The following is a 24334-nucleotide window of genomic DNA, read 5'->3' on the forward strand; positions in this document are numbered from 1 at the left end:
TCCTTCGTCTTCTTAAAAAATAAAAAAAGCCTTCTAAAAATAAGAAGAAGACTTTGTGTTGCTCCTTCTTATCTTCCAAGCATCAAGCCTGTCTGGAATTAGCACCTTGACATACGGTCAGGTTGCTGAGAGTTCACAGGGCCAGTCCCTCCCTCTCTCTTGATAAGAAAAATGAGTATGCAATTTTCAATCAATACGTTATTTATAATTTAAATAATTTTTAGAAAATATTCAACTGCAAATTTTGATTATTTTTTAGATGGAACGGATCAGCGCTCAAAAGGCGACGATCAGGCAAAGTTTGTGGACTTACGCCGGGAAATCTATAGTTCGCATTTTGGTTATAAAAACAGCCTAATTCGGAGGAATTAGGCTGTTAAAACGAAGCGCACAAACCCCTATCGATAGTTGACAAATTGTACATCAATCGGCAAATCAGCTTCACGGATCGCTGTGATCACTTTTTGCAGATCATCTTTGCTTTTGCCGCTGACGCGGATTTGATCTTCTTGAACTTGGCTTTTTACTTTTAAGCCTGTGTTTTTAATAATCGTATTAATTTTTTTCGCATGATCTTTGTCAATGCCTTGAACAAGGCTGGCACGTTGACGGACCGTTCCTCCTGAGGCTGGTTCTATTTTTCCGTATTGAATATTTTTGATAGAGACCCCGCGCTTAATCAGTTTGCCGATTAATACATCTTTCAATTGCTCAAGTTTGAATTCATCGTCAGAAACGAGGATCAGTTCGTCTTTTTCTAAGGAAATGTCACTTTTGCTTCCCTTGAAATCGTAGCGGTTTTGAATCTCCTTCATGGCGATATGAATGGCGTTAGTAACTTCAGATAAATCTACTTTGGATACGATATCAAATGAGCTTTCTTTTGACATATATTACCTCCAGTAAAATTTGGTCATTTCGTTCTTATTATAGTAAAATGTAGCATGATAAACAATAAAAAGGAAGATGCATCCATGAAACAACTTATACCAGGAGAAATAAGAACATTAACCGTAAAGCGGGAGGTTCCGTTTGGCTGGTTTTTAGCGAGCGGTCAGGAAGAAGTGTTGCTTCATCAAGCGGAGATAGACCGTCCACTTGCAATCGGAGAAGAGGTCCATGTCTTTTTATATCACGACCATCAAGGACGGTTGAGCGCTACAATGAAATCACCCAAAATAACAAAGGATACATATCATTGGGTGGAGGTGGTTGATGTTGTTCCAAAGCTCGGTGTTTTTGTTGACATTGGCATATCAAAAGATGTGCTTGTGTCTAGCGATGATTTGCCTCCTCTTTTGTCACTATGGCCACAGCGAGGGGATCAGTTATATTGTTCGTTAAAGACAGATCGGAAAGGGCGCTTGTTGGCTAACTTGGCGGATGAGGAAACAATCCGGCAGCTTGCTACGAAAGCTTCGGAGTCCGTCTTTAATCAAAATGTGCGCGGTCGCATATATCGTGTGATCAAAGCTGGAGCGTCTATGATCTCAGATGTGGGTTATATCGGTTTTATCCACGAATCTCAACGCAGGAGAGAACCGCGTCTTGGCGAAGTGGTCGAAGGGCGTGTCATCGCTGTCAAAGAAGACGGTACAATGAATGTGTCGCTGCTGCCGCGCAAGCACGAAAGCATCGACGAAGATGCAGGAATGATTTATCGTTACCTTGAAAGCAGAGGAGGGGCCATGCCCTATCATGATAAAAGCAATGCAGAGGATATTCAAGCGCGCTTTCAAATGAGTAAAGCCGCGTTTAAAAGAGCATTGGGACGGCTTATGAAAGAAGATAGGATTTATCAAGAAAATGGCTGGACTTATATCAAGCATAAGGAAGAATAGAAGCGGGGGTACAATACTCCGCTTTTTTTGTGCAGGGCTAAAAAGATGCCCCTATATCGCCGATAAAAATAGTGGATAGATTACAGCATAAGGGGATAAATCGATGAAGCAACTACGTCTTATCATTGTTATGATGGTGGTCGTGTGCCTTTTTTCAGGATGTTCAGCGCAGGAAACGGCCACAACAAAAGAAAGAGTAAAAGTCGGTATTATGTTGTCTGACGTCGGACTTGGAGATCAATCGTTTAGTGATTCTGCTTTCAATGGATTGATGAAAGCGCGCAACGAGCTTGGCATTGTGTTCGATTATCGCGAATTGCAGGATACGAAAACGTATGAGCAAGGGCTAAAAGAATTGGTCGAAGAGGGAAATGATATTGTCATCGGCCTCGGATTCATGGTGCAAGAGGATTTGGAAAAAGTAGCGAAGCAATATCCAAAGCAGCATTTTATTCTAGTGGATGCTGTGTCCAATTTGAAAAACGTGACTTCGATTACGTTTAAGGAAGATGAAGGAAGCTTTTTAGCCGGAGTAGTCGCGGCGTTAGCGACCAAAACGAATCAGGTTGGCTTTATTGGCGGAGACGATGTACCGCTTATCCACAAATTTGCCGACGGCTTTGAAAAAGGGGTTCATGCCTTAAAGCCTTCAGCTTCTGTGAGCGTGGTGTATGCCGGGGATTTTGGAAATGATCAGCTTGGCGCCGAGCTTGCGGGAGAAATGTTTAAAGGCGGCTGCGACGTCGTATATACGGCCGCTGGATTTACGGGCGTGGGAGTGTTAAAGGAAGCGGAGGCGCAAGGAAAGTATGCTATTGGCGTTGACAGCGACCAATATTTTTATGCGGAAAAGGCGGTTGTCACATCAATGGTGAAAAATGTGGATGTGGCGCTGTTTACGATTTTACAGCAATATGTGCAAAAAGGCGAAATGCCACAAGGGACGGTTCAACTGGGCCTTAAGGAAAATGGCGTCGGACTTGCGCCGATTCGCGTGATGGCATGGAGCGAGCCGCAACAAAAATTGATCGAACAATGGAAGCAAAAAATTGAAAATGGTGAAGTAACAACGAAGGAATAGAAAAGGGGATAACGATGACGGTTCGGAAAAAGCTATGGCTTCATGCCACGATTTCGATTTTGCTTTCGATCGGCATGATGGGATTTATTATTGTCAATATGCTGTCGATTCAAGCGACCAACAAAGATATTGTGCCCGTGCTTCTGACTGTTCAGGAGCTAGAAGCGAGCATGAAATCAACGAAACAAAGCTTAAATAACTTTGCCTACAATATGACAGAAGGAAATAAGCAGGGGGCCATTGAACAAGTTCAGCAAACAGAGCAGCTCATTCGTAAGCTGAAGAAGATGTTAAAGCAAAACAATTTTCAAGCTTTATTGGAAAAAGCAACGGCCAAATTTTCCAATGTACATGAGCAATCCATTGAAGCTTTGAACACTCTTGATGCGTCTGAGGCCAGACGGCAAGCGATGCGAATCGAAGGGGCTATGAATGATATATATGGTTTAAAGTTGGCTGCAAATGATTTTTATGAACAATTACAGCAAGAGATGCAAGCACAAATCCGCTTTGTGGTGTGGACGGCAATCATTGGAAGTATGGTGCTTCTCGGATTGGCTGGCGCAAGCAGTTTACGGCTCACACGTTCTATTACTAAACCTCTTGAGCATCTAGCGGCCAACGCGAAAGAAATAGCGAGCGGCCATTTGCTTGTTGAGCCTGTTTCCTATAAACATCATGATGAAATCGGCGAGCTCAACACTTCATTCAGCCAAATGGTCCATGAGCTGCAGCGGCTGCTACATTCCGTAGATTCCGCAAGCCGGCGTGTTGAAACATTTGCTAAAGAGATTGAACAAGAAAATAAAATGCTCACAGAAATTAACCAGCAGGTTGCTTTATCTACGAATGAGCTATCAGCCGGCGCTCAAAGTATTTCCGAAGAACTGCAGCAAGCGGTATTGCTTATCGAAAAAATGGATGATACGTTTGCACAAACCGCTGAACGGACGGAACAAACGGCTCAGTACAGCGAAGTCGCAGTAGAAGCGATTCGCAACGGACAAAAGGCGATTGGGGAGCAAATGAAGTTGATCCGCGATAACGCTGAAGCGACAGCGCTGATCGAGAGGGAAACACAAGAGTTTATTAGCCATGCAGCGGATATTGAACAAATGGCAAAGGCTGTATCGGAGATGGCGGAGCAAACGAACTTGCTTGCGTTAAATGCGGCCATTGAAGCAGCCCGTGCAGGAGAAGCGGGAAGAGGATTTGCGGTAGTGGCAGAAGAAGTGCGCAAGCTTGCCGAGCAGTCTGCGCAAGCAACGAAGCAAATTTTTGCCACTGTTTCTCACATTAAACAAGGGGTCGCTTCTGTTTCATCTGCGGTTACGCAAGGAGTGAAAATTGCTGAACAGCAATCTCGGTCAACGGAAGCAACAGCAGAAGCTTTTCGTGAAATTGAAAGCAAGGTGATTGGGATATCGGCTGATATTCAGGAGCTCGTAGCAGATGTGGCTGCCTCTAAACAATTGGGCGAGAGCGTGCTGCAAAATGTGGAAAGCATTAGCGCGGTTGTCGAACAATCGGCGGCCGGCAGCGAGGAAATTGCTGCTTCGATGTCTGAACAGCTCGTCGCTTTTGAAAAAATGGTAGAAAAAGTGGCGGTGCTGCGTCAATTGACGGATGAATTGCATACAGTGATGACAAAGTTCCGCATGGAGTAAATTTATCATCAAACAAAAGTTCTCCACGTTTTTTAGGTGGAGAACTTTTGTTTTAAGGCTGAAAGGTTGTCTCTAGTACATTTAAGAAACCTATTATACAAAATTATTAACGTTGTTATTTCTTCCAAACTTATAGGCCGAGATGAGGAAAAAGATCAGTGCGAATGCGAGGATAATGAGCAAATTCAAATATAAGCTTCCAAAGGAATGGCCTTGCTGTAATTTTAACAACGCATCCAGCGTCCAGCGTTGCGGCAGAAAATTAGCTATTTTTTGTACGAAAGTAGGCATAATATCCGCTGGCCAAAAACATCCTGAAAGCATGCAGGTAGGAACAACGATCAAGTTTTGCATCGCTCCTGCTGAAGCAGAGCTGTTTGCAAAAGCGACCGTTATAAAAGCGATGCCGATGGCTACTAGTGAAAATAACATCAGAACAACGGCCATTTGCCAAAAAGCAATATTTGTTTTTATGTGAAATACTCGATCCATTATCACTAATGTAAGGATAATCTGTCCGGTCATCACAATCATGTTGACGATGATATTTGACAATACGTATCTTTTTCCATTAATAGGAGCGGATAATAATCGGAAGTATGTTCGATTCTCTTTTTCTTTCACGATCATTTCCGCTAAATTGCCCGCTGAAAAAAGCATAATCATCAGCAAATATCCGATGGTCTGATAGGTCATGCCGATATTTTTCGATGTATCTTTCAACGAATGGACCGATGTCCGAAACGGCGATTGCTGGTAGCGTTCGTACATTTGCAAAAATGTGCGTTCATCCCCGTTAGCTATTTTTCCGAGCGCACTAATATTATTGATGTAGTGATATAGGTACGATTTGATGAAACCGGTAATTTCCGAGCCATGAATCGAAACAATTTGCAGATGGTCGGGTCGTCCTTGCTGGACACTTTTAGAAAAGCCTGGATGAAAAACAAGCACGCAATCGAGCTTGCCGGATGTGATTTGATCGTCTATTTCTGATTCCTTAATGTTCGTTACAGAAAGATGTTCTAACCCTTTGATAAAATGGATCGTGTCATTCGTCATATAATGAGGATCGTTATTGACAATGCCGATGTGTACATTTTTTTCGTTAGAACCGCTGTAGACAAGCAGGGATATGATAATGCCGATAAGCGGTGTGCCAAAATACAATAAAATATTTTTTTTATTACTAAACGTCTTTTTTAATGTATGTCTCACCAACCACATCACATCTTGCATATTATAATCCCTCCTGTCTTGTGAACGCCGTCCCAGCGATCAGCAAAAACAACGCTGCCAATCCGACATTTAGCAGCATGGCGAAAGAACCGGCTGATACATCGTTTAAATAAATGATTTTTGTAAGAGCTGTATTGACCCATGTGAGAGGGGAGAGGTTCGTTATCAATTTTTCCATTGGGCCTGTAGCTTCTATTTTGAAATACGCTCCGCCCAAGAAAGACGCTAGCTGTATAACAATCATAAGAATCATTCTGGTCGCTCCTTCTGTTCTTGCGATATAGCTGATCCCAAGACCCAAGCTAATCGCAAATAATACTTCTGTAAATACGACAAGATATACTAGAGCAAGATGATGTCCCCAATAGGCTTTAAAGACGAATTTACTAAACGTAATGACAATGGCGACACAAAGAAAATTCACAACCATGTTTCCAAATATTTTTCCAATAAAAATTTCAAATTTATGGACTGGTGCTGCCAATAATCGATCTGCCGTTTTGCGCGTTCTTTCCCCCCGAATTAAATAACTTGCTGACAAGGCTCCATAAAGGGCGATCATCGTTGTCATAGCAATCGCATAATAGTCCATCGCGCCTGGCTGTCTTTTCGAATGCAGAGACGTTTCTTTTATATAATCATTTTGTACTTTGTTGTTCATTAACAGCTGTACTTGCTCGGGTTTTACTTTTGCGACGGCTGTGGCGATGTTATATTGATCGGCAAATGCGGCAGCCATTCCTTGAATAACGCTCCCTTTGATCGAGTTTGTATCGTTTACATATAGCTGGATTTGTTCATTGGTAATTGTCATATATCCATCATAATAGCCTTGCTGTACCTCTTTTTTTGCATCAAGCTGGCCAGAGATTCGTTTAAAATGAAGAGCGGATTTTTTGGCTTCCTTCATAAACTGACGAACATAGCCTGAAAATTCTCCGGATGTTTGATCTTTATATAATACATGGATCTCGCCAACAGAAGTGGAAGTATTAAAGGTATTAGATAAAGCCGTTCCTAGTATGAGCATTAATACAATCGGGAATGCCAGCATAAAAACAAGTGTTCGTATATCGCGAAAATCGCTTTTTATTTCTTTGAACGCAATACGAATGATATTCAAAAAACATCCCTCCTTTGCATTAATGATCTCTTAAACTTCTTCCGGTTAAAGTCAGAAACACAGTTTCCAAATTTGGCGATTGTTCTTTAAGTGAACGGATTTCTACTTTGTCGTTAATGAGGCATTGAATGATGTCGTTTAAGTTGTTGACACTGACATCCGAACTGACTTTCATTAGGTTTTCCTCCATTTGGACAGCTTTTACGCCGCTAATGGCTTCGATTTTATTTAAATCGATCGTTTCCATCGGTTTGATTTCAATCCAAACATCTTTTGTATTGGTAATAATGGCTTTGAGCTGCTCTTTTGTTCCTTCAGCGATGATTTTGCCGTGATCGATAATCGCAATACGAGAGCAAATTTCTTCAACTTCCTCCATATAGTGGCTTGTATAAATAATCGTACATCCCATTTCATTCAATTTTTTTACAGAGTTTAAAATATAATTTCTTGATTGCGGATCGATTCCTACTGTTGGTTCATCCATAATGATGAGCTTTGGCCGGTGGGCGATCGCGCAAGCAATGTTTAATCGTCTTTTCATTCCGCCGGAGAAGCTTTTCGGATAGCTTTTATGTTTATCGCTTAACCCGACAAACTCTAATGCTTTTTCTACTTGCTCATGAAGTTGGGTACCGCGCAGCCCATAGAGACCTGCGAAAAATTTAACATTTTCGTATGTTGTCAAATCTTCATAAATCGCGATGTCTTGTGGAACGATACCGATATTTTTTTTGGCAAATCGGCTGTGCTTGTGTATATCTTTGCCAAGGATTTTAATTTCTCCAGAATTGGCACGCAAAAGCCCAGAGATCATGTTGATGGTCGTGCTTTTTCCAGCTCCGTTTGTCCCCAGAAATCCAAATATTTCCCCCTCTGCTACGGTTAAGGACATATTATCAACGGCGATAAAATCACCAAATTTTTTTGTCACGTTTTTTATTTCTAAAATGTTCATGATCTCACCTCTTTATTTTCAGTATGTTTTCAGTATAAAAAAGAAAATGAACTCATATAAGTGAATGAGTTCATTTCTTTAACATGAGAATATTCATATGTTACGTCTGAACTGGTTCATGTTTTTGGATAGGAAGAAGAGTGGTGACGGAAAAGCCGTTTGTACCATCGACAATGACCATGCCATTGACGGAAGCGGCCCGTTCTTCCATGCCGATGATGCCAAGGCCTTTTTTGATTTTATCTGCTCCTTTTCCATTATCCTTGACTTCCATTTTAATAAGCGTATTTAGTACGTGTATCTCGATAGAAATAACGGTGGCGTTGGCATATTTCATGGCATTAGTCAATGCTTCGGTCATGTTTTCATAAATAATTTTCCATTGAATGGGAGTGATGATCTCCAAATCACCTTTGCAGACCAATGGGATGTGCCTATGGTGCTGTGCGGCCATCTCTTCGATGAATAATTTCACTCGGTTCACGCCCATTTGCTCAGAACGAGGCTTTATATGCTTTAATGTCGTTCGGATGTTTTCGATGCCATCTTTTGAAATGTGGATGGCGTTTTGCAGTAATTCCTTCGCTTTATAGCTGTTCGTATCAAGTAAACGCTTGGCCGCTTCCATTTGGATCAGAGCGCCAGTCATGGCATGCCCGATTTGATCGTGAAGCTGTTGAGCGAGCCGATTGCGTTCTTCTAATTGCAGCATATATTGTGACTGTTTCATATATTCATAATAATCATTTAAGCTTTTGGTTAATCGATGAATATCTTTTCTCATGGTGTCAAGGGCGCTTTCTAATTTTGCGGCTCTTTGTACGTACTGTTCAGTGATCGTTACGCTCATGAAATGAAAGGACGCTGCAAGAAAATAGGCAGGGTGCAGGCTGTGAGAAATCACGGCAAGCGGAAGCATCAGCAAAATCAATAGCATCCATTTTTTATTGATGTAAATGGAAAAAAATTCGTATAGATTCATTGGCAAAAGCAACATAAAGAAAGGATCCACTTGAAAACTCGCAGCTAAAATAAGAATCATGGATAGCCATATGCCACTGTATTTAAGTTGTGTTTTTTTAAAAAGATAAATGCTCATATTAATGGAGAGATAAGCGAGCGAAGTAAACACAAACCAAGCCGCATTGATATGATCTGAATATAAATAGCAAATGCAGATATAGCACCATAAAATGAATTTATTTAAAATCAGTAAAAGCTCCATTGCGATCCCTCAATAAATTTTTCCTGTCAAATAATAAATGGCGATTTGTGTGCGATGCTGCAATCCGGTTTTATCTAAAATCGAAGTAATATAATTGGCGATCGTTCCTTCCGATATAAAAAGCTGCTTCGCAATTTCTTTATTTGAAAACCCCTTAGCAATGCACGCCATGATTTCCATTTCCCGATCTGTGAAAAGCGTTTTATCAATTTTCGACTCAGGTTCTTTGTCGTTTGTTAAATTTAATTTGATTTTTTCCATAATCACATCTTGCATAATGGTATTTCCATTGTATACAGCTTTAATTGCTTCTCGTATGCGTTCAGGATCCGTATTTTTTAAAAAATACCCTTTTGCGCCGTTGCGGATGGCGTCCAAAATGTATTCGTCATCATCGAAAGTGGTGAGGATCAGAGGTTTTGTGTTTGTTTGCTCGCATATGAGCTTGGTTGCTTCGACTCCATTCATGTTCGGCATGCGCACGTCCAGTAGCGCAATATCGACAGAAAATTTTTTGCAGTATTCAACAGCTTTTTGGCCGTCGTTGACGGTTGCTAATACGTCAAACTCATCATAGGTACTTAATATAATTCGCATCCCTTCGCGAACAAATGAATTATCATCCGCAATGATGACTTTGATTGTTTGGGGCGTTTGCGTAACGGACTCTTTCATGGATATTCATATCCTTTCTCTATATTATATTTTATGAAAAAATACAGAATGATAGGGCAGCACTCTGCTTCTTTCCTCGAACAAGAATGTGACGTTGTTCGAGAAGGGCATGCTAAAAGCCTTCAGTTGGCCAGCAAGAGGCTTGCTGACTACGATAGAAAAGCGAAGAATTAATAGGTTTTTTATTGGATTTTCAACAAGCCTAATCCTATTTCTTTTCGGTGTGATCGTATAAGTTCTCATGGGAAAATGGGTACAAAGGGGCAGGAACTGGTCCTCCTTGTGCCTTTATTTTTTATCAATGAAGTCTCATATTTTAACGTTTGTATTTTTTAGCATGGAGATTGGAAGCACTTTTGTAAAAAACCGTTGTCTTTTTAGAACGGCTCTGTTTCATTCGATAGAAAATGTGTCCTTCTTGCTTTTTTATTATACAAAAAGCTTTAGCTGAAAAACACATAAAAAAGAGCTTGCTCTGCAAGCCCCTCAGACTGTTGACAAGCGGTTTCATCCCGTGTCACGGGCCTCGTCGTTCGTCTGCTCATGAACGTTTTGGTTCCTTCATGGCCTCCACTCGGTTGCGCTTCTTGTCTGTCAAGCGCTTTCGTGAGACCTTCAATAAAGGATGTGAAAATGGTTGTAGACAAAGTCGACATGGACTTTGTCTACAACATGCTTTTTTACAAATGATCGGTTTTTTTTGAGTATTCGTTTTTTCCCGCTTGTCGATTTTTTTCACGAAGCATATTTTTCTCATGCTGTTTGGCATTATTGTCTCTTGCTTTTTTATCATTATCGCTTGTATGAGTCATATGAAGCTTCTCCTCCTTTTTTTAGAGGTTGTCTAGCGATAGTGTGAGCAACAAGAGAATGTTTTATGCTTCAATATATTCGTTTAAGAAAAAGAGGGCAAGTGTCCCAGGACCCGAATGTGAGCCGATGGCTGCTCCAATTTGGGAGATATAAAAGCGGGTACAGCCGAATTTGGCTTCAATTTGCCGCTTAAGTTCTAATGCGGTTTCCTCGTCATCGCCGTGGCTTATGCCGATGAGTTGCTTTTGCAAATCATTTCCACGCTCTTCCATCAACTCAAGCATTCGCTTTAGCACTTTTTTGCGCCCGCGAATCTTTTCAAGCGGAATAAGTTTGCCGTTTTCTACGTGCAAGAGCGGCTTGATGTTTAAAAGGCCTCCGACAACAGCTGATGCCTTGCTGATTCGCCCGCCGCGCGCTAAAAATTCTAAGTTGTCAACCGTAAAGATGTGCTCCATGCGGCTGCAATAAGCAGCGATTGTTTCACATAGCTGCTCATAAGGCATTCCTTTTTGTGCGAGCTCACTCGCTTTCATGACCACAAGCCCTAGGCCGAGCGATGCGCATTTGGAGTCAATAATCGTTAATTGAAAATCAGGATATTGTTCTAAAACTTCTTTGCGCATCATCATGGCGGTTTGATATGTACCTGACAACTCTGAGGAGAAAGCGATATAGAGAGCAGGGCGCCCGTCTTTAGCCAGCTCGGAAAATACTTCCTTTATTTTTTGTGGGCTTGTTTGGGATGTTTTTGCCACTTCCCCGTTGCGCATCGCCTCATACACCTGCTTTGGATCGATGGTGACGGCATCCTCGTAGTCGCGGCCGCTTAAATGAACAATAAGAGGGAGCAAATAAATATGGCGCTCCTGCAAAAAAGAATATGGCAAATCACAACCGCTATCCGCTACAATATGAATCGACATTGTGTTCACCTTCTCACTATAAAATAAAAAATGATTTCGTCCTTATAAGTGTAACGAGTTAACAACAAAAATACAATTTCTCTTTTCTGATACGGAGTGATACGATGATCGGACTGCAGGTAAAAAAATTGGTGATCGTGTTAATGGATGCGCTGCTGAATGCGGCAGCGATGAATCTGTTTTTGATTCCGGCCAACGTTTATACGAGCGGTTTTGCTGGTATTGCTCAGCTTGCTTCAAAGCTTGTGGAAGATTATACTCCTTATCATCTTTCGACACGATTGCTCTTATTCCTGCTGAATATTCCTGTGGCCATTTTAGGGTGGAAAAAAATAGGGGAATCGTTTACGCTATACAGTTTTTTAGCGTAGCATTTATGTCGCTGTTTTTTAGAGGATCGAGAGTTTGCCTATCACTTGTTGAAGCCGCGGATCAACCCGCGGCTTCTTTAAAATGATTATAAATCGTTTAATTCATTCTGCAGTTGCCGCAGCTGTCTTTTTTCTGCCAAATTCGAATGAGTATAAGCAGAAGATAAAGCGTTTTTCGCTTTTTCAACCGTTTGTTCCTCTGTTGTTACTTTTGCAGTCATAACGGCTTTCTGAGCTTCTTGAAATAAACGGCTCCCCACAGTTAGTATCCTCCAAGGGAAGTTTCGATCGCTTCTTTTGCTTTTCGCTCTTCGGCTTCCGCATATGTCATGTGATAAGGGATTCTCTCATCATGTTTTTCCACAGCATCCGTGCTTTGCTGAATAAACCGCTTTGATTTATTTCGTTTACCCAAGACGCATTCCCCCTTGAAAATCAAGACGCATCGCTGCGTCGTTTATATTGTAACCGTGTTGGGGGAATGATAGTAAGGCAATTCGTTACAGCTTTAACAGCGATTTTAAATAAACAGCGATGCCGTCTTCCTCATTGGTTTTTGTCACATCATTGGCGATTTGTTTTAATGGTTCAATGGCATTTCCCATCGCGATGCCATATCCTGCCCATTGAATCATTTCAAGATCGTTGTCTTCATCCCCAAACGCGATGACGCGTTCTTGAGGGATTTGGAAATAGTTGCAAATTTGCTGCAATCCGAATGCTTTATGAACACCCGTACGAACAATTTCAATAATATGCCAAGGAGCAGCCCAACGGCGATGATGAAGCACATTGGCATGAACGGTGGATAAATAACGTTGCAGTTCATCGGCATGCTGTTCATCTGTATGAATAAGAACGCTCGTTGGATCAGCTTTTAACATGTTCCGCAAATCGCCAATTTCGATTTTGGGATTGCCCAATTTCACGAGATCCAACAGCTTTTCATCGTGGTCATGAAAATACACATCATCCATGACTTCCGCTAAAATGTTTTTGATGTGATATGTTTCGCTCACTTCAATAATTTCTTTAATGGTTTCCAGATTAAGCGGAGAGTGGCGTATTCCCCATGAGTCGTTTCTTGGATGATGCACAAAGGCCCCGTTAAAATTGACAATAGGTGTTGTTAAATGAAGCTCTTCATAATACATTTTGCTAGCGCGATAAGGTCTGCCAGTTGCTATGACAACGATATGACCAGCTTCTTTCGCGCGGAAAATAACCTGTTTAGTTAGCGGAGAGATCGTTTTGTCATCTTTTAACAATGTACCGTCTAAATCTAACGCAATTAAATATCGTTCCATAATAGCTCCTTTGTACATAGTTTTTGGATTTGGCATAAATGGATAAAGAGCTTACACAGATAGTGTAACTCTTTTCCAAAATTTTTGTCTACATGTTACACTAAAGGAAGAGAAAAAGTGTAAAGGAGTCTAAGTGGCTATGATTGTCATTAGAAATGAAGCGATTGCCGACATTCCTGTATTGCATGTGGTCAAGCAAGAGGCTCAGCAAGAAAAGCTGCCCCTTATCCTATTTGTGCACGGATTTACGAGCGCAAAAGAGCACAATCTTCATTTTGGTTATTTGCTGGCTGAGGCGGGATATCGGGTCATTTTGCCAGATGCGCTTTACCATGGAGAAAGAGCACAACGCCTCACAGACGAGCAGCTGCGATTATCCTTTTGGAATATTGTTCTGCGGACGATTGGCGATATAGAACAGATAAAAAATGAGCTCTGTTCTGGTGGTCTTGTACAGGAAGAGCGCATTGGCGTCGCCGGTACCTCAATGGGAGGAATCGTGACATTTGGCTCGCTTGCTGTGTATCCCTGGATTAAAGCCGCTGTTTCCTTAATGGGTAGTCCGTATTATCAAGCGTTTTTTGATGTTCAAATCGAAATGGTGAAAAATATGAAACGCAAGATTCTGTTGACAGATCAACAGCTGGAAAACGAGCGGCAGCGGCTGGCTCCGTACGATCTTTCGCTTCAGCCGGAGAAATTGCGCGGCCGCCCGCTCATGATGTGGCACGGGCAGCGAGATTCAGTGGTACCTTATCATTATACATATGAGTTTTATCAACAAATAAAACCTTTTTATGAGAACGGGAAGCTGAAATTTATTTCTGATGATGAGGCGGGACATAAAGTGACAAGAGCTGCGTTTTTGCAAACAGTTGATTGGTTCGCTCAGCATGTATGAATCTCTCACCTACACGTCATTTCAAGCCGGGAGATTTCTCGATGGACATGGTCCATAAATCGTTTGGGGGTAGAGGTGTTCAGCTGCGTCAAGCACGGTTTTTTGTTTGATTGCGACCAGGAGAAGGACGAAAGGAAGTTTCCATATCATAAACATAGGGGCCGAAGACCAGGCCCCTTCATTCGCTTATATATTTACTTTTTTTGTATGTTTCGCTTTTTTTCTGGTAGCATTCAAAGCAATAGAGCATTTCTTGTTCCTCGCTGATGACACCGTTTAAAAATCCTGACAAGCAATGAATCGGTTTGCCGCACTTTGAGCAAAAGCCGACGAACTCTTCCAAGGGCCATTCCCCTTTCATGATCATTAAAAATTTTTGAAACATGTGGATAGGCAGTGCTTCGTCGAATGGGTCTAGCAGTTTTCGTGTATATATAATCTATTATAATATAAAGGAGGTTCGTTTTATGAGCTAATGACCGGAAAATTTATATATAAAAAGTTACATGAAACTGGGACGAACGGTCTATGGAAAATAGATGGTCGCTGGAAGCTCCTTGATTTGCCTCCAACCGTCCAAAAAATGAGAAATTTTGCTTTTGAATCGGCTATATATTCCATATTTTTACTAAACATGAAAGTCGACTTAAAATGATGGAGTAAATGGGATTATATCAAAACGGATCTGTATGATCAGACAAAGCGGGGGATAGACGGTGGAACGGATGATCGGAGCGGTCTTGGCTGGAGGTCAATCGCGCCGCTTTGGCAGCCCTAAGGCGTTTGCCAAACGAAAGGATCAGTATTTTTTTCAAATCGCTGTCGATGCGCTGCATCCTTTTGTGAAAGAGGTGTATATTGTCAGCCATCCCGATCTTGTCGCACGTTTTGAGCGAATGGTGACAAACGAGAAGGTAGTGATGGATGAAGAGCGGTATCGCGGTCAAGGACCGCTTGCCGGCCTCTATACGGTTATGAAACAAACAGAAGCAGACTGGATATTTGTGCTTCCTTGTGACATGCCCTATATACAAAGCGACACAGTTGGCAGGATGGTATCATATGTTGATCATGCGTTTGATATTGTGGTCTCCACGCATTTTGGCCGGCTGCAACCATTGGTTGGCGCTTACCATCGCCGGACAATGAAGTGGATAGAACATATGCTGCAGCACGGCGACAACAGAATGAGATCGCTATTTGAACATTGCTCCGTTCGCTATGTCAATGAACAAGATTTTGGGGCAGAAGAGATCGTATTTCGGAATGTGAATGACTTAGATGAATATGCCGACATTGCAGCAGAATGAGAACAACGTTCGAAAGGGGAGAGCGTCACAAGTAAGGAAACTGAGCTGTAAGTGTGCAATCATAGCATGGTGTCAGGATCGACACATCATGCAAAGCTTTATTTTTTGCCTGAGCATGTTGGATGATGAAGATGAAGGATCGATGTTTTTTTCACGGCTGAATTTATCGATTTATGGTATACTTTCATGTAACATCCGCTTTTACAAACACAGCTGGCAAGCGCTTGTTGTTTAACATCATCCGCCGAGAAGTCTCCCATCTCTTAATGGAGGGGAGGAGTGGGAGGTTCATAAACATGATTGATCATCAAAACATGTTTATTCGATTTGAACATGCGGTTAAGAAAATATTTTATGATGAAAAGAGGAGGCACCATGAACCGAAATAAGCCGATAGTCGTTGATCGATGGGACCGGCCGCTGCGTGATTTGCGTATTTCTGTAATCGATCAATGCAATTTCCGTTGTGTTTATTGCATGCCGGCTGAAATTTTTGGTCCTCATTTTCGCTTTTTGCAGGAAGACGAGTTGCTGACGATGGATGAAATGGTGCTGGTTGCAGAAACCTTTGCCGAGTTAGGAGTAGAAAAAATCCGCATTACAGGCGGCGAGCCGCTGCTGCGGAAAGATTTGCCGCTGTTGGTTGAACGATTGGCCAATATCCCAGGTATCGGTGATATCGCTTTAACTACCAACGGAGTTCATTTAGTGAAAATGGCGAATCGATTAAAGGACGCAGGGCTTGGGAGAGTCAATGTCAGTTTGGATGCAATAGAGGATGAAATTTTTAAAAAAATGAACGGCGTCGGTGTTGGCGTTCAGCCTGTTTTGAAAGGAATCGCCGCGGCAAAAGAGGCGGGGCTGCTTGTGAAAGTAAATATGGTTGTAAAAAAAGGATGGAATGATTCCCAAGTCGTGCCAATGGCCAAGCATTTCAAAGCAGAAGGAATTCCTTTGCGGTTTATTGAATTTATGGATGTCGGGACATCAAATGGCTGGAATCTGTCACAAGTCATGACGAAAAAAGAAATATATGAACAAATTCAACAATGGCATCCGCTTGAGCCGATCGAACGGGCCTATTTTGGGGAAGTGGCGAGCCGATATCGTTACGTTGGAACGAATATAGAGGTAGGATTTATTTCTTCGGTCACCCAATCATTCTGCAGCAGTTGCACAAGAGCGCGGGTATCGGCGGACGGAGTATTGTATACTTGTTTGTTTGCCGCAAATGGAACGTCATTAAAGACATTGCTTCGTCAAGGGGCTGGTAAGAAAGCGTTAAAGCAGCTGGTAATGGAGACATGGACAAACAGAACGGATCGCTATTCAGATGAGCGTGCCCTGCAAGCAAATCAAGAACGGAAAAAAATTGAGATGTCCTATATCGGCGGATAGATTTTTAGTAAAAAAAGTGAGAGACATGATCGTGAAGGACCAATTCAACAGATTGGTCTTTTTTATTTGATTGAAAGAAGAGGAAGAATATCATCTGTACAAAAGTAAGGAAAGCGTGCAGAATCTTTATGAGACATGATAGAATCAGATAAACATACACTTATTGTGTCAGATTCGCTCGAATATGGGATGGGAGCTGTTACAAAATCCACGGTCGGAAGGGAAGATGATTTCTTGGGTCTTCAAGCGGCTTGTATATAAGAGAGTATAGAAGGTTTTTCATTCATTTTGTTAAAAGAATATACGATGTGGCGCGTTAGCAAGACGGATCGCTGTTTCCTATTTCCGTTGTTTGGCTGTATCGCTTTGAGCATCTAAAATAAATACAATAAAAAAACAGAAGATGGACCAGCGCTGTTACATGAAACAGCGATACCCATTTTATTGTGTACGGAATAAGTAAGGGGGATCGATGATGTTAGAAAAAAGAAATCCAATTCCTGTAGCGGAAGCGATTCAAAAAGTGATGCTTTATGCAAGAGAAGGAGAAAAAGAAAGGGTTCCGCTCACGGAGGCGTACGGGAGATATTTAGCGGAAGATCTTTATGCGGATCATGACGTTCCGCCGTTTGACCGCTCTCCATATGATGGATTTGCCATTCGAGCGGCCGATTCGGCACTTGCCAGCCTCGATCATCCTGTTGAGCTGGAAGTAATTGAAACGATCGGAGCGGGGCAAGTGGCCGCAAAAGCAGTAGCTGCATTTCAAGCGGTGCGAATTATGACAGGCGCGCCCATTCCTGATGGCTGCGACGCGGTAGTGATGCTAGAGCTAGCTAAGCAATATGAACGAAATGGAAAGACATATATATCGATTAAGCGTCCATTTCGTTCAGGGGATAACATTTCGTTCCAAGGAGAGGATGTTAAAAAAGGAGAAGTACTAGCGGAGAAGGGAACATTCATCAATCCTGGCGTGCAGGCGTTATTGGCTACGTTTGGCTATTCAGAGGTCAAAGTGGCTCAAAAACCGAAAATTGGGATTGCCGCAACAGGGAATGAATTATTGGATGTATCAGAGCCGCTTGTTCCTGGGAAAATCCGCAATAGCAATGCGTATATGATTCAGGCGCAAGTGCTTCGCAGCGGAGCCACTCCCGTTGATTTAGGAAAATTGCCGGATGATCCAGATCAATGTCTTGCCGCGATCGAACAGGCGCTTCCTGATGTGGATTTTCTGATTACAACAGGAGGAGTGTCTGTCGGCGATTATGATTATTTACCGGTGATTTATGAGCGGCTCGGCGCCGAAGTGTTATTTAATAAAGTAGCTATGCGTCCGGGAAGCGTAACGACGGTAGCCCAATTGGACGGCAAGCTGCTGTTTGGATTGTCGGGCAATCCGTCAGCGTGCTATGTCGGATATGAACTGTTCGTCCGCCCTGTTGTGCGTACAATGCTATATTCATCCACTCCGCATTTATACAAGACGAAAGCCATCCTCTTAGAGGATTTCACGAAGCCTAATCCGTTTACTCGTTTTGTTAGAAGCTATGTAAGTGCTCAAGGAGGGCAGCTTTATGCTTCGCCGGTTGGGATGGATAAATCGAATATTGTGACCTCTCTTGCTAAAGCCAATGCGCTGACCGTACTTCCAGGAGGCACTCGCGGCTTTGTCAAGGGGGATCTTGTGGATGTTTGGCTGCTCGATAGCGAAGAGGGAAGCGCCCAATGAAGGTTTGGCAAGTGGTCGGCTATAAAAATAGCGGAAAAACGACACTGATAGAGAAATGGATTCAACTGGCAGTACAAGCAGGATATAAAGTGGGAGCAGTGAAGCATCATGGCCATGGGGGGCTGCCGGAGACGGGACGGACGTCAACCGATTCAAACCGCCATCTGCGGGCAGGAGCGCTGGCGGCAGCGGTAGAAGGAGGCGGAATGCTGCAGTTGCATGCGATTCATCCAGAGTGGACGTTATCAAAGATTTTACACATGTATTCTCTTTTTTCTCTCGACTTTGTCCTTATCGAAGGATATAAAGACGAACCATACCCTAAAATCATAATGATTCGAACACCTTCGGATTGGGAGCAGCTTGGCCATTTGCAAAATATTATCGGTGTCATTGCCTGGCAGAAGGATTTCGTCCCTTTCGATATACCGTATCCTCTGTTTTCTCTTGATGATGAACAGACCTATTTGCAATGGGTTATGAATGAGGTGGAAAAAGCGAGATGAATGAGACATTATTTATGGTTACTGATCAGCCGATTTTGATTGAAGACGTGGTGCGAAAGGTCGTTCGCCCTGAGGCGGGAGCGGTTGCCGTTTTTGTCGGGACCGTAAGAGAATTTACAAATGGAAAACGCACGCTATTTTTACAATATGAAGCCTATACCACGATGGCAGAAAAAATGCTCGAACGCATCGCTCAAGAAATTAAGGAACGTTGGCCGGAAGCCAAAACCGCGATTACCCATCGAATCGGCAAGCTCGACATTTCCGATGTGGCCGTTGTGATTGCCGTGTCGACGCCGCATCGAAAGGATGCCTATGAGGCCAATCAATACGCGATCGAAAGAATAAAACAAATCGTGCCGATCTGGAAAAAAGAATATTGGGAGGATGGCACACAATGGGTTGGAAACCAGCTTGAAACGAAGGAATATCCAGATGGAAAGCCGAAGGAGGAGGATCTGGCGTGATCACGCTGCTTTTTTTCGCCTCTTTAAAAGAAGCGGTTGGGAATGGACAAATGAGCATAGAGTACGAACCGATCACAATTGAGCAATTAAAACGACAGATAGAAGTGAAATATGGGGTGAATTTGCAAAATGTGATGGTTGCGGTGAATGAAGAGTATGCCCAGGAGAATCAACGGTTGCAGCCGGGCGATGTAATTGCTTTTATTCCACCGGTTAGCGGAGGATAAAGATTGAAAGGCGTTCAAGGTCTCCCTTGAACGCCTTTTTATATAATGGAATGGAAGGAGAAGGACGGGGGAAGAATGTCCCTATATCTAAACAAATATTAACACAATAAGTTGGATCTCTCATTTTGTTCTTTAAATAGAAGCCTGCTTGTTTGCGATTTTGATAGAAAATACAAATAAAAAATAAATATACATTTGATTTTATTTTTATGCAGTATTATAATGATAACTACATGAATATCATTGTTCGAGGAGGACAACTATGAATATTGCAATCATTGGCGCAACAGGATACAGCGGTGTGGAATTGCTGAGATTTCTCCAGCACCATCCTCATGTTGAACGTTGCCATCTCTATTCTTCATCGCAGGATGGCATGGCGTTATCGCAAAGTTTTCCGCATACGGGCGAAAACAGAGGGAATGTTTTAAGAAAAATGGCGATTGAACAAATCGCTGCAGCCAATGATGTTGTCTTTTTTGCAACGCCTCCTGGAGTGTCCAGCGAGCTGTCCCCATTGCTAATTGAGAAAGGAATAAAAGTGATTGATCTCTCTGGCGATTTTCGTTTGAAAGATGGCACCGTATATGAGAAATGGTATAAGCGGCCAGCTGCGGAGCATTCATATTTGCAGAAAGCTGTGTATGGACTTTCCGAATGGAATCGAACAGAGATCCGAAAGGCTCAGCTGCTTGCGAATCCGGGATGCTACCCGACAGCGACGCTGCTTGGATTGGCGCCACTTGTGCAGAATGGGCTTATTGAAGAACAATCGATCATTGTGGATGCTAAATCAGGGGTATCAGGAGCCGGAAGAAAAGCGTCGTTAAATACGCATTTTTCCGAAATTAATGAAAATGTGAAAATTTATAAAGTAAATGAGCATCAGCATATCCCGGAAATTGAGCAAATGCTGAAGCTTTGGAACGAACACATTCAGCCGATTACGTTTAGCACCCATTTAATCCCGATGACGAGGGGAATTATGGCGACGATTTATGCTCAAGCGAAAGTAGAGCTGTCGCTTGAGACATTGCTAGATTTATATAAAACAAGTTATGAAACGGCTCATTTTGTCCGCGTCCGAAACTCCGGACAATTTCCAGCGACAAAAGAAGTGTACGGCTCAAACTATTGCGATATCGGCATCGCTTATGATGAAAGAACAGGAAGAATCACTGTTGTTTCTGTCATCGACAATTTAGTGAAAGGGGCCGCGGGCCAGGCTGTTCAAAACTTTAATGTGATGATGGGATGGAACGAGTCAGAAGGATTGAAGGTTGCCCCTATTTATCCATAGGAAGGAGAAGAAGCAAAATGTTAACGAAACAGGAGCATGAAATTTACTGCGTTGCCAATGGGGCCGTTGTTACCCCAAAGGGATTTAAGGCGGCAGGTGTACACGCTGGTTTGCGATATATAAAAAAAGATCTTGGAGTGATTGTTTGCGATGTGCCTGCCTCCTGCGCAGCCGTTTATACTCAAAGCCATTTTCAAGCTGCTCCGCTGAAAGTTACGCAAGAGAGTATCGCGGTTGAGCAAAAATTGCAGGCGATCGTCGTCAATAGCGCATGCGCCAATGCGTGTACAGGAGAGCAGGGATTAAAAGACGCCTATGAAATGCGGGAGCTTTGCGCTCTGCAATTCGGGCTGCCTTCGCACTACGTAGCGGTCGCTTCTACGGGAGTCATTGGAGAGTTTTTGCCGATGGAAAAAATTCGCGAAGGCATAAAAAAATTGCAGCCGAGCGTTACAGAGGAAAGCGCACATGCGTTTCAAACCGCCATTTTAACGACCGATACAGTCATGAAGCAAGCCTGTTATCAAACGACGATTGAGGGGAAAACCGTGACAATCGGAGGGGCTGCCAAAGGATCAGGAATGATTCATCCTAATATGGCGACGATGCTCGCTTTTATTACAACAGATGCTAATATTTCCTCGCCCGTTTTGCAGGAGGCGCTTCGTTCCATTACTGATCTATCGTTTAATCAGATCACGGTCGATGGCGATACGTCTACAAATGATATGGTGGTCGTCATGGCGAGCGGCCTTGCTGAAACAACCGAATTAACGCCGCGACATCCAGAATGGAATAAATTTTACGATGCATTAAAGAAAACATGCGAGGATTTGGCGAAACAAATTGCCAAAGATGGAGAAGGAGCGACCAAGCTGATTGAGGTTCGCGTATCAGGGGCTGTGACGGATGACGATGCCAAGCGTATCGCCAAACAAATCGTCGGCTCTAATCTTGTCAAAACGGCGGTTTATGGAGCGGATGCCAATTGGGGAAGAATTATCGGCGCGATCGGTTACGCGGATGCAACCGTCAACCCTGACTGCGTCGATATTGCATTAGGGGATATTGTCATGCTAAAAGCAAGCGAACCCCAACCGTTTTCTGAAGAGGAAGCAACGGCTTATTTGCAAAATCATGAAATTATGATTCATGTTGACCTGCATCTTGGAAATGGTACAGGAGTCGCATGGGGATGCGATTTAACTTATGATTACGTGAAAATTAACGCAAGCTATCGCACGTGATGATGGGAGGAAGAGGAAAATGGAGGGAACGATTGTCATTAAATGCGGAGGAAGCGTTCTTAACGAATTATCTTCATCATTTTTTCAAAGCTTGCAAGCGTTGCATGCCCAAGGAAAAAATATTGTCATCGTTCATGGAGGAGGGCCGGAAATTGGGCAAATGTTAAAGCAGCTGGCGATTGAAAGCGAGTTTGTGAATGGATTGCGGAAAACGACAAAAGAAGGGTTGGATGTCGTTGAAATGGTCTTAGCCGGAAAAGTAAATAAACAGCTTGTTTCGCTGCTTTGGCAATACCATTTGCCTGGTGTCGGGGTGTCCGGCGTGGATGGCCGGTTGCTTGAAGCGGCTCCGCTTGATCTTGAACGGCTAGGGTATGTGGGAACTGTCACCCGCGTTAATGCATCATTTTTAGCCCATTTTCTTCGTGTTCGTTATATCCCGGTGATCGCGCCGATCGGATGCGATCAGAACGGACAAAAATATAACATTAACGCCGATACGGCCGCTGGTGCTATCGCCAAAGCATTGCGAGCCCAACAGCTCATTTTTGTGACCGATGTTCCAGGAGTGCTGCACAACGGTTCACTTGTGGAGTATGCAACAGCAGAAGAAATTGAAAAAATGATAGAGGACGGAATTATTTCAGGAGGGATGATCCCGAAGGTCAAAGCGGCGCTAAGCGCTTTGTCGGATTCTCTGCCTGAGGTGATGATTGTAAGCGGGAAGCACTCATTTTATTCAGAAGGAAAACTACATGGAACGAGCATTCAAAAGGAAGCGGGGGTTTGCTAATGGGAGCGTTATTTCCGACGTATAATCGTTGGGATCTATGTGTGGAATCGGCACAAGGAACGACAGTTGTCGCTACAGATGGCAAGCAATATTTAGATTTTGTGGCTGGAATTGCGGTTTGCAATTTAGGGCATCGTCCGCCACAAGTGCAAGAGGCATTGGAAGCTCAGCTAAATAAGGTGTGGCATACTTCTAATTTATTTACAAATCCATTGCAGGAAGAAGTGGCTCAGCTGCTTGCCGGGCATAGCTGCGGGGATTATGTGTTTTTCTGCAATAGCGGTGCGGAAGCAAATGAAGCGGCGTTAAAGCTGGCAAGAAAGTATACAGGACGGGCAAAAGTGATTTCTTTTCAGCAGTCGTTTCATGGCCGGACGTTTGCTACGATGTCGGCAACAGGACAAGAAAAAGTTCATAAGGGCTTTGGACCGCTTTTACCGGAGTTTGTTCACCTTCCGTTTAATGACATAGAGGTGCTGGAAAAGGAAATGAGTGAACGAGTGGCGGCTGTGATGCTGGAAATCGTGCAAGGCGAAGGCGGAGTAAGACAAATCAATGAATCATTTTTACAAAAAACTGTTCAGTTGTGTCGACAATATGGAGCATTGCTGATCGTTGATGAGGTGCAGACGGGAATTGGACGGACCGGGAAGGCGTTTGCCTATCAGCATTTTTCGATTGAACCAGATATTATTACGACAGCCAAGGGATTAGGAAGCGGCTTTCCGGTCGGAGCGATGATTGGCAAGGCCTTTTTGCGAGATGCGTTTACAGCGGGAACTCACGGCTCCACATTTGGCGGAAATCCGTTAGCAATGGCGGCGGCGAAAGCCACCTTGCAAGTGATTTTCCAAGATGATTTTTTACAAAGCGTAGCAGAAAAAGGACATTATTTCTTAGAGCAGCTTCGCACGGCTTTAGCCGGAGTCGGACATGTGCGAGAAGTGCGCGGCCTCGGCTTATTAATAGGAATCGAATGCGAGGCGGACGTGGCAAAGCTGATTCCGCTTATCCATGAAAAAGGATTGCTTGTACTGCCCGCTGGCGCGAATGTGATTCGTTTAGTGCCGCCGCTGATTGTAACGAAAGAAGAACTGGATAGGGCTGTTGCCATCTTGAAAGAAGTGTTGCTAAACGAATATGTGGCTATTTCCTAGGAGCGGAATTTTTTTTCATAGTGAATGCATAAAAATTCTCATTTTGTAATAAAAATTCGACAATGAG

General features: G+C 43.0%; 25 protein-coding genes, 1 pseudogene and 1 riboswitch. Of the genes and pseudogenes, 15 read left to right on the forward strand and 11 right to left on the reverse strand.

Annotated features, from left to right (window positions below; genetic code table 11):
- Positions 1 to 65: 65 nt before the first annotated feature.
- A riboswitch (SAM riboswitch) is annotated at positions 66 to 169 on the reverse strand.
- A gap of 229 nt (positions 170 to 398) precedes the next feature.
- On the reverse strand, positions 399 to 890 hold the full coding sequence (locus GRQ40_RS04035; protein ID WP_066148227.1) for a YajQ family cyclic di-GMP-binding protein: 492 nt from the start codon (positions 888 to 890) through the stop codon (positions 399 to 401).
- A gap of 84 nt (positions 891 to 974) precedes the next feature.
- Here GRQ40_RS04035 and GRQ40_RS04040 point away from each other — a divergent pair, with 84 nt between their 5' ends.
- The 3 genes from GRQ40_RS04040 to GRQ40_RS04050 all read left to right on the forward strand — a co-directional run bounded on the left by GRQ40_RS04040 (position 975) and on the right by GRQ40_RS04050 (position 4589).
- Positions 975 to 1841 carry a CvfB family protein gene (locus tag GRQ40_RS04040; RefSeq protein ID WP_156450514.1) on the forward strand — a complete coding sequence of 289 codons (867 nt, stop codon included), beginning with the start codon at positions 975 to 977 and terminating at the stop codon, positions 1839 to 1841.
- Positions 1842 to 1944: 103 nt separating this feature from the next.
- Positions 1945 to 2922: a BMP family lipoprotein gene (locus tag GRQ40_RS04045; RefSeq protein ID WP_159719415.1), complete on the forward strand. Its 978-nt coding sequence runs from the start codon at positions 1945 to 1947 to the stop codon at positions 2920 to 2922.
- Between the two features lie 14 nt (positions 2923 to 2936).
- Positions 2937 to 4589, forward strand: a complete 1653-nt coding sequence (locus tag GRQ40_RS04050; protein ID WP_159719416.1) for a methyl-accepting chemotaxis protein — start codon at positions 2937 to 2939, stop codon at positions 4587 to 4589.
- A gap of 93 nt (positions 4590 to 4682) precedes the next feature.
- On the opposite strand, the gene GRQ40_RS04055 is transcribed toward GRQ40_RS04050, so the two are convergent.
- The 7 genes from GRQ40_RS04055 to GRQ40_RS04085 form a co-directional block, all read right to left on the reverse strand.
- Complete coding sequence (locus tag GRQ40_RS04055; RefSeq protein ID WP_066148233.1) at positions 4683 to 5828, reverse strand: ABC transporter permease; 1146 nt, start codon at positions 5826 to 5828, stop codon at positions 4683 to 4685.
- A 1-nt stretch (position 5829) separates the two neighbouring features.
- Positions 5830 to 6951 carry an ABC transporter permease gene (locus GRQ40_RS04060; protein ID WP_159719417.1) on the reverse strand — a complete coding sequence of 374 codons (1122 nt, stop codon included), beginning with the start codon at positions 6949 to 6951 and terminating at the stop codon, positions 5830 to 5832.
- Between the two features lie 19 nt (positions 6952 to 6970).
- Positions 6971 to 7909 carry an ABC transporter ATP-binding protein gene (locus GRQ40_RS04065; protein ID WP_066148238.1) on the reverse strand — a complete coding sequence of 313 codons (939 nt, stop codon included), beginning with the start codon at positions 7907 to 7909 and terminating at the stop codon, positions 6971 to 6973.
- A 100-nt stretch (positions 7910 to 8009) separates the two neighbouring features.
- Positions 8010 to 9134 carry a sensor histidine kinase gene (locus GRQ40_RS04070; RefSeq protein ID WP_159719418.1) on the reverse strand — a complete coding sequence of 375 codons (1125 nt, stop codon included), beginning with the start codon at positions 9132 to 9134 and terminating at the stop codon, positions 8010 to 8012.
- Between the two features lie 9 nt (positions 9135 to 9143).
- On the reverse strand, positions 9144 to 9809 hold the full coding sequence (locus GRQ40_RS04075) for a response regulator transcription factor (protein WP_159719419.1): 666 nt from the start codon (positions 9807 to 9809) through the stop codon (positions 9144 to 9146).
- A 680-nt stretch (positions 9810 to 10489) separates the two neighbouring features.
- Positions 10490 to 10621, reverse strand: a complete 132-nt coding sequence (locus GRQ40_RS04080; RefSeq protein WP_159719420.1) for a DUF3941 domain-containing protein — start codon at positions 10619 to 10621, stop codon at positions 10490 to 10492.
- A gap of 63 nt (positions 10622 to 10684) precedes the next feature.
- On the reverse strand, positions 10685 to 11548 hold the full coding sequence (locus GRQ40_RS04085; RefSeq protein ID WP_159719421.1) for a DegV family protein: 864 nt from the start codon (positions 11546 to 11548) through the stop codon (positions 10685 to 10687).
- A 104-nt stretch (positions 11549 to 11652) separates the two neighbouring features.
- On the opposite strand from GRQ40_RS04085, the pseudogene GRQ40_RS04090 reads away from it, so the two are divergent.
- Positions 11653 to 11916 (forward strand): annotated as a pseudogene (locus GRQ40_RS04090) (YitT family protein); the annotation flags it as partial.
- An 89-nt stretch (positions 11917 to 12005) separates the two neighbouring features.
- Here the strand turns inward: GRQ40_RS04090 and GRQ40_RS04095 are convergent.
- The 3 genes from GRQ40_RS04095 to GRQ40_RS04100 form a co-directional block, all read right to left on the reverse strand.
- Positions 12006 to 12179: a DUF3813 domain-containing protein gene (locus GRQ40_RS04095; RefSeq protein ID WP_082741659.1), complete on the reverse strand. Its 174-nt coding sequence runs from the start codon at positions 12177 to 12179 to the stop codon at positions 12006 to 12008.
- 2 nt (positions 12180 to 12181) lie between these two features.
- The gene (locus tag GRQ40_RS18270) at positions 12182 to 12334 is read right to left on the reverse strand and encodes a hypothetical protein (protein WP_172798648.1); all 153 of its coding nucleotides are present in this window, start codon (positions 12332 to 12334) and stop codon (positions 12182 to 12184) included.
- Between the two features lie 85 nt (positions 12335 to 12419).
- Positions 12420 to 13226, reverse strand: a complete 807-nt coding sequence (locus tag GRQ40_RS04100) for a Cof-type HAD-IIB family hydrolase (RefSeq protein ID WP_066148248.1) — start codon at positions 13224 to 13226, stop codon at positions 12420 to 12422.
- 139 nt (positions 13227 to 13365) lie between these two features.
- Between GRQ40_RS04100 and yjfP the strand changes: the two genes are divergently transcribed.
- The 11 genes from yjfP to GRQ40_RS04155 all read left to right on the forward strand — a co-directional run bounded on the left by yjfP (position 13366) and on the right by GRQ40_RS04155 (position 24267).
- Positions 13366 to 14127 (forward strand): esterase, encoded by a 762-nt coding sequence (gene yjfP / locus GRQ40_RS04105; RefSeq protein ID WP_066148249.1) that lies wholly within the window; start codon positions 13366 to 13368, stop codon positions 14125 to 14127.
- Positions 14128 to 14852: 725 nt separating this feature from the next.
- Positions 14853 to 15437 (forward strand): molybdenum cofactor guanylyltransferase, encoded by a 585-nt coding sequence (locus GRQ40_RS04110; protein ID WP_066148377.1) that lies wholly within the window; start codon positions 14853 to 14855, stop codon positions 15435 to 15437.
- A 375-nt stretch (positions 15438 to 15812) separates the two neighbouring features.
- On the forward strand, positions 15813 to 16835 hold the full coding sequence (gene moaA, locus GRQ40_RS04115) for a GTP 3',8-cyclase MoaA (RefSeq protein WP_066148253.1): 1023 nt from the start codon (positions 15813 to 15815) through the stop codon (positions 16833 to 16835).
- Between the two features lie 475 nt (positions 16836 to 17310).
- Positions 17311 to 18570: a molybdopterin molybdotransferase MoeA gene (gene glp / locus GRQ40_RS04120; RefSeq protein WP_044745709.1), complete on the forward strand. Its 1260-nt coding sequence runs from the start codon at positions 17311 to 17313 to the stop codon at positions 18568 to 18570.
- Entirely contained in the window at positions 18567 to 19076 is a 510-nt protein-coding gene (mobB, locus tag GRQ40_RS04125; RefSeq protein WP_159719422.1) for a molybdopterin-guanine dinucleotide biosynthesis protein B, read from the forward strand. Before glp ends, mobB begins: the two co-directional genes overlap by 4 nt.
- Positions 19073 to 19543, forward strand: coding sequence for a molybdenum cofactor biosynthesis protein MoaE (locus tag GRQ40_RS04130; RefSeq protein ID WP_066148256.1), 471 nt, complete (start codon positions 19073 to 19075; stop codon positions 19541 to 19543). The genes mobB and GRQ40_RS04130 overlap by 4 nt, the downstream gene beginning before the upstream one ends.
- Positions 19540 to 19770, forward strand: a complete 231-nt coding sequence (gene moaD, locus GRQ40_RS04135) for a molybdopterin converting factor subunit 1 (RefSeq protein WP_066148258.1) — start codon at positions 19540 to 19542, stop codon at positions 19768 to 19770. The genes GRQ40_RS04130 and moaD overlap by 4 nt, the downstream gene beginning before the upstream one ends.
- Before the next feature lie 262 nt (positions 19771 to 20032).
- Positions 20033 to 21070 carry an N-acetyl-gamma-glutamyl-phosphate reductase gene (gene argC, locus GRQ40_RS04140; protein ID WP_066148260.1) on the forward strand — a complete coding sequence of 346 codons (1038 nt, stop codon included), beginning with the start codon at positions 20033 to 20035 and terminating at the stop codon, positions 21068 to 21070.
- Between the two features lie 17 nt (positions 21071 to 21087).
- Positions 21088 to 22317 (forward strand): bifunctional ornithine acetyltransferase/N-acetylglutamate synthase, encoded by a 1230-nt coding sequence (argJ, locus tag GRQ40_RS04145; RefSeq protein WP_066148262.1) that lies wholly within the window; start codon positions 21088 to 21090, stop codon positions 22315 to 22317.
- Positions 22318 to 22336: 19 nt separating this feature from the next.
- Positions 22337 to 23110, forward strand: a complete 774-nt coding sequence (argB, locus tag GRQ40_RS04150; RefSeq protein ID WP_159719423.1) for an acetylglutamate kinase — start codon at positions 22337 to 22339, stop codon at positions 23108 to 23110.
- On the forward strand, positions 23110 to 24267 hold the full coding sequence (locus GRQ40_RS04155; RefSeq protein WP_159719424.1) for an acetylornithine transaminase: 1158 nt from the start codon (positions 23110 to 23112) through the stop codon (positions 24265 to 24267). Before argB ends, GRQ40_RS04155 begins: the two co-directional genes overlap by 1 nt.
- The last annotated feature ends 67 nt before the right edge of the window (positions 24268 to 24334 follow it).

The sequence above is a fragment of the Anoxybacillus sp. PDR2 genome (genome assembly GCF_009834045.1).
GTDB classification, from domain to species: Bacteria; Bacillota; Bacilli; order Bacillales; family Anoxybacillaceae; genus Anoxybacteroides; species Anoxybacteroides rupiense.

Bases quoted from the DNA above. Each gene is read 5' to 3' on its own strand.
- GRQ40_RS04035 (WP_066148227.1), bottom strand. From the start codon at position 890: ATGTCAAAAGAAAGCTCATTTGATATCGTATCCAAAGTAGATTTATCT.
- GRQ40_RS04040 (WP_156450514.1), top strand. From the start codon at position 975: ATGAAACAACTTATACCAGGAGAAATAAGAACATTAACCGTAAAGCGG.
- GRQ40_RS04045 (WP_159719415.1), top strand. From the start codon at position 1,945: ATGAAGCAACTACGTCTTATCATTGTTATGATGGTGGTCGTGTGCCTT.
- GRQ40_RS04050 (WP_159719416.1), top strand. From the start codon at position 2,937: ATGACGGTTCGGAAAAAGCTATGGCTTCATGCCACGATTTCGATTTTG.
- GRQ40_RS04055 (WP_066148233.1), bottom strand. From the start codon at position 5,828: ATGCAAGATGTGATGTGGTTGGTGAGACATACATTAAAAAAGACGTTT.
- GRQ40_RS04065 (WP_066148238.1), bottom strand. From the start codon at position 7,909: ATGAACATTTTAGAAATAAAAAACGTGACAAAAAAATTTGGTGATTTT.
- GRQ40_RS04070 (WP_159719418.1), bottom strand. From the start codon at position 9,134: ATGGAGCTTTTACTGATTTTAAATAAATTCATTTTATGGTGCTATATC.
- GRQ40_RS04075 (WP_159719419.1), bottom strand. From the start codon at position 9,809: ATGAAAGAGTCCGTTACGCAAACGCCCCAAACAATCAAAGTCATCATT.
- GRQ40_RS04080 (WP_159719420.1), bottom strand. From the start codon at position 10,621: ATGACTCATACAAGCGATAATGATAAAAAAGCAAGAGACAATAATGCC.
- GRQ40_RS04085 (WP_159719421.1), bottom strand. From the start codon at position 11,548: ATGTCGATTCATATTGTAGCGGATAGCGGTTGTGATTTGCCATATTCT.
- GRQ40_RS04100 (WP_066148248.1), bottom strand. From the start codon at position 13,226: ATGGAACGATATTTAATTGCGTTAGATTTAGACGGTACATTGTTAAAA.
- yjfP (WP_066148249.1), top strand. From the start codon at position 13,366: ATGATTGTCATTAGAAATGAAGCGATTGCCGACATTCCTGTATTGCAT.
- GRQ40_RS04110 (WP_066148377.1), top strand. From the start codon at position 14,853: ATGATCGGAGCGGTCTTGGCTGGAGGTCAATCGCGCCGCTTTGGCAGC.
- moaA (WP_066148253.1), top strand. From the start codon at position 15,813: ATGAACCGAAATAAGCCGATAGTCGTTGATCGATGGGACCGGCCGCTG.
- glp (WP_044745709.1), top strand. From the start codon at position 17,311: ATGTTAGAAAAAAGAAATCCAATTCCTGTAGCGGAAGCGATTCAAAAA.
- mobB (WP_159719422.1), top strand. From the start codon at position 18,567: ATGAAGGTTTGGCAAGTGGTCGGCTATAAAAATAGCGGAAAAACGACA.
- GRQ40_RS04130 (WP_066148256.1), top strand. From the start codon at position 19,073: ATGAATGAGACATTATTTATGGTTACTGATCAGCCGATTTTGATTGAA.
- argC (WP_066148260.1), top strand. From the start codon at position 20,033: ATGAATATTGCAATCATTGGCGCAACAGGATACAGCGGTGTGGAATTG.
- argJ (WP_066148262.1), top strand. From the start codon at position 21,088: ATGTTAACGAAACAGGAGCATGAAATTTACTGCGTTGCCAATGGGGCC.
- argB (WP_159719423.1), top strand. From the start codon at position 22,337: ATGGAGGGAACGATTGTCATTAAATGCGGAGGAAGCGTTCTTAACGAA.
- GRQ40_RS04155 (WP_159719424.1), top strand. From the start codon at position 23,110: ATGGGAGCGTTATTTCCGACGTATAATCGTTGGGATCTATGTGTGGAA.